Here is a 4,061-nt window from a genome sequence, read left to right on the forward strand (position 1 = left end):
ATTGAGCGGTGGTGACAAAGGCTTTTTCGCTGAGGTGAAGGGTGGCGGGAAGCCGGGCCTGCCGCAACACCCCGGACGCAGGCACGCCGAGACGTTCCACGGCGTGCCAGAATGCGCGTGGCACCTTGCATTTGTCAGCCGGTATTCCGCTCATGCTCTTTCCTTCACCGCATCTGGCTTAGGATCAGGCGGTCGAACATGCGATCGCCCAACCATCTCCGGATGCCGATCATCATTTTCGCGTACTTGCCGGCGGCGTACCGCGTCCGCGGCCTGGCCGACCTGACGGCCGTCGAGACCACATCGGCGATGACGCGCGGATCGCTGCCGCGGCCATGGCCGTAGCTCGCTTTCGTCGTCTTCGCCACAACCTGGGCCACCTTCGCATAGGCGCCAGCCCCTGATCGCTTCAGCAGTCCGGCCGCGACGACATCGCCAAATGCGGTTTCGATCAGGCCAGGCTCGACAACCACGACCTTGATGCCGAAGGGTGCGAGTTCGAGCCGCAGGCTATCCGACCAGCCCTCCAGCGCATGCTTCGTCGCGTGATACCAGGCGCCGAGCAGGGTATAGATCTTGCCGCCCATCGAGGTGATGTTGACGATCGTGCCGGCCTTCTTCTTGCGCATGGCCGGCAGCAGAAGTTGCGTCAGCCGGGCCGGACCAAAGACGTTGACCTCGAACTGATAGCGCGCTTCGTCGAGTCCGATATCCTCGACCGGCCCGTAGAGACCGAACCCCGCATTGTTCACGAGCACGTCGACACTGTCGACTTCGGCGAGGACGCTGGCGACAGCCGCGTCGATCTCCGCGCCTTTCGAAATGTCCATGCGCAACGGGCGTGCCCCGAGCGCCGCGAGGTCTTCCATCCTGTCGATCTGGCGCGCGGCCACATAGACCTGAAAGCCGTCCTGAATCAGGCGCTTGGCGATTTCCTTGCCCATGCCGGAGGATGCGCCGGTCACGAGCGCTGTCTTTTTCTGTCTGTCAAACATGATTGCCTCTCATCTTGCTTGAGCCCAATCTAGGGTCGAGCAGAGGTGCCATTCACTGACAGGCCGCGCCAGCACAGTAGCAGATTACGCCAAACTTGCCGCGCCTCTCGCGCGGCAGCATTCTTTCACGTCGTGGAATTCGCAGCGACGAAAGACGGACGCTTCGCTTCGAGCGCCGTAAAGCGCTTCAGGAAAGCCGTCTGCGCCCAGGTCACCGAACGTGGCGTGAAGTCGAAGCACTCGATGGAAAAACCGCGTGGCCGGCCGAAATACTCGGTCGCTTCCGCCGTGGAGAAGCCAGCAAGCAGCGTCGCTTCGTAGTAGGCGGCGATCTGGTCGGCCCGCTTGATCTCCTTGCGCAAGGCGGCACCGAGGTCCGCCGGCAGCGAAAAACGCAGATGGATGGCGCGCTGCAGGCGCAACTCACAATCCTTGTAGGAGCCGCCCATGACCGACTTGAACGGCGAGATCATGTCGCCGATGACGTATTCCGGCGCATCGTGCAGCAGCGCCGCCAGCCGCGCGTCGGCAGAGGCCGCCGGCACCAGTTCGCAAAATAGCGCCTCCACCAGCAGCGAATGCTGCGCGACCGAAAAGGCGTGCTCGCCGCTGGTTTGGCCGTTCCAGCGCGCCACACGGGCAAGCCCATGCGCGATGTCGGCGATTTCGATGTCGAGCGGCGAGGGGTCAAGCAGGTCGAGGCGCCGGCCTGACAGCATGCGCTGCCAGGCGCGCGGCGGCGCCCCGGCGCGATCGGCGGCCATCAGGCCTCCTCCACGCCGGCGGCGTCCTGCGGAAAGCCGAATTTGGCGAAAGGCGGGATGGCGAGCGAAACTGTGACTCCGTCGGCCATGATCGGCTGACCGGCGTCGAGCGCCGCCTTGACCCGGTCGATGCGGGCAATCGCAAGGCCGGTCGCGCCGGCGGTCGAGCCAAGCGTTCCGACAGGCCGGCCGGCGACCGTCAGTTCCGTGCCTGGACCGGGCAGGGGGACTTGCGCGGAAGCGATCAGAACACGCCGCCTGGCAGTGCCGCGATGCTGCATGCGCGAGACCACTTCCTGGCCGACATAGCAGCCCTTCCTGAAGCCGACGCCGCCGGTCTCGTCGAGCAGCACATCATGCGGGAAGGCGTCGCCGAGGGGATAGTCGGTTCCACTTTCGGCAATGCCGTTAGCGATGCGCAGCGCCTGCCACGCGGCGGCGTCGCCACCATCCGACGCGGCGCCATAGCTGCGCTGGACCGCGACGTTACGGAAGCGGGTATCGGCGTGCGTCGTTGAATCGGAATCTGAGGCGGTTGAATCTTCGTTCCACTTGACGGTAACAAGCACCTGATCCTGCTTGGCAATCTCGGCCTTGGCTCTTAGCCGGTACAGCATCAGCCGGCGCACGAAATCGTCGGCGACATCGGCTCGGCATTCGAGCAGGAAGCCATTCTCGTCGGTGCGCGAGATGAGGAAGTCGAACAGGATCTTGCCCTGCGGGGTCAACAGCGCGCCGGGCTTCGCTTCGCCGGGATTGAGCGCGTCGAGGTCGGTGGTGAGAATGTTCTGCAGGAAATGCTCGGCGTCCGGGCCTGACACGGAAATGAGGGCGCGGTCTTTCAGCAGGGCAAAGGGCATGGATGGAAATTGAGCCTGATCTTGCAAAACGGTCAGCCTTTACGTAAGCCCCTGACACTCCCCCCGCAAGAGACCGAAACGCCCATGGCCACCACCTACGACCTCATCCTGACAGGCGGCACGGTGGTCAACCATGACGGCGAGGGTTTTCGCGACGTCGGCGTGCGGGCGGGGCGCATCGCCGCGATAGGCGATCTCGGCCAGGCTTCCGCCGGCGAGACGATCGACTGCAAGGGCCTGCATATCCTGCCCGGCGTCGTCGACAGCCAGGTGCATTTCCGCGAGCCGGGATTGGAACATAAGGAGGATCTGGAGACCGGTTCACGCGCGGCCGTGCTGGGCGGCGTCACCGCTGTCTTCGAGATGCCCAACACCAACCCGCTGACCACCAGCGAGGCCGCCCTTGCCGACAAGGTGCGGCGCGCCACGGGCCGCATGCATTGCGATTTCGCTTTCTGGATCGGCGGCACCCGCGACAATGCCGAAGACGTCGCCGAACTCGAACGGCTTCCGGGCGCGGCCGGCATCAAGGTGTTCATGGGTTCGTCTACCGGCGACCTGCTGGTCGAGGACGACGAAGGCGTCGCCTCGATCCTGCGCAACACACGCCGCCGTTCCGCTTTCCATTCGGAGGACGAATTCCGGCTGCGGGAGCGGCTGGGCGAAAGGATCGAGGGTGACCCTTCCTCGCATCCGGTCTGGCGCGACGAGATCGCCGCATTGCGCTGCACCGAGCGGCTGGTGCGCATTGCCAGGCAGACGCGCGCGCGCATCCACGTCCTGCATATCTCGACCGCGGAAGAGATCCTCTTCCTCGAACAGCACAAGGATGTCGCGACCTGCGAGGCGACGCCGCACCATCTGACGCTCGCCGCCGATGATTACGCCCGGCTGGGCACGCTGATCCAGATGAACCCGCCGGTGCGCGCCGCGCGCCATCGCGACGGCGTCTGGCACGGCATCTCGCAAGGCATCGTCGACGTTCTGGGCTCGGACCACGCTCCGCACACGCTCGCCGAGAAGGCAAAGCCCTATCCGGCCTCGCCATCCGGCATGACCGGTGTGCAGACGCTGGTGCCGATCATGCTCGACCACGTCAATGCCGGAAGGCTGACCCTGCAGCGCTTCGTCGACCTTTCCAGCCACGGTCCGCAGCGCATTTTCGGCATGGCGCGCAAGGGCCGCATCGCCGCCGGCTACGACGCCGACTTCACGGTCATCGATCTCAAGCGCCGCGAGACCATCACCAACGCGCAGGCCGGCTCGAAGGCCGGCTGGACGCCCTATGACGGCAAACAGGTCACCGGCTGGCCGGTCGGCACCATCGTGCGCGGTAGACGCGTCATGTGGGAAGGCGAGATCGTTACGCCTGGACAGGGCAGGGCGGTGGAGTTCTCCGAGGCGCTGGCGAGGTAGCTATTCCGCCACATTGGATTTTCCGC

General features: G+C 65.0%; 4 protein-coding genes. 1 reads left to right on the forward strand and 3 read right to left on the reverse strand.

What is annotated here, in order from left to right; genetic code table 11:
• Positions 1-164: 164 nt before the first annotated feature.
• From EN742_RS26780 to EN742_RS26790, 3 genes are all read right to left on the reverse strand, one after another.
• Positions 165-995 carry an oxidoreductase gene (locus tag EN742_RS26780; RefSeq protein WP_126055701.1) on the reverse strand — a complete coding sequence of 277 codons (831 nt, stop codon included), beginning with the start codon at positions 993-995 and terminating at the stop codon, positions 165-167.
• 125 nt (positions 996-1,120) lie between these two features.
• A complete protein-coding gene (locus tag EN742_RS26785; RefSeq protein ID WP_128333474.1) occupies positions 1,121-1,759 on the reverse strand; it encodes an HD family hydrolase in 639 nt (212 codons plus the stop codon).
• On the reverse strand, positions 1,759-2,619 hold the full coding sequence (locus EN742_RS26790) for a folate-binding protein YgfZ (RefSeq protein WP_127406547.1): 861 nt from the start codon (positions 2,617-2,619) through the stop codon (positions 1,759-1,761). Before EN742_RS26790 ends, EN742_RS26785 begins: the two co-directional genes overlap by 1 nt.
• A gap of 84 nt (positions 2,620-2,703) precedes the next feature.
• Here EN742_RS26790 and EN742_RS26795 point away from each other — a divergent pair, with 84 nt between their 5' ends.
• Positions 2,704-4,035: a dihydroorotase gene (locus EN742_RS26795; RefSeq protein WP_126055698.1), complete on the forward strand. Its 1,332-nt coding sequence runs from the start codon at positions 2,704-2,706 to the stop codon at positions 4,033-4,035.
• Positions 4,036-4,061: the final 26 nt, after the last annotated feature.

Source organism: Mesorhizobium sp. M4A.F.Ca.ET.020.02.1.1 (assembly GCF_004022645.1).
GTDB lineage: Bacteria > Pseudomonadota > Alphaproteobacteria > Rhizobiales > Rhizobiaceae > Mesorhizobium.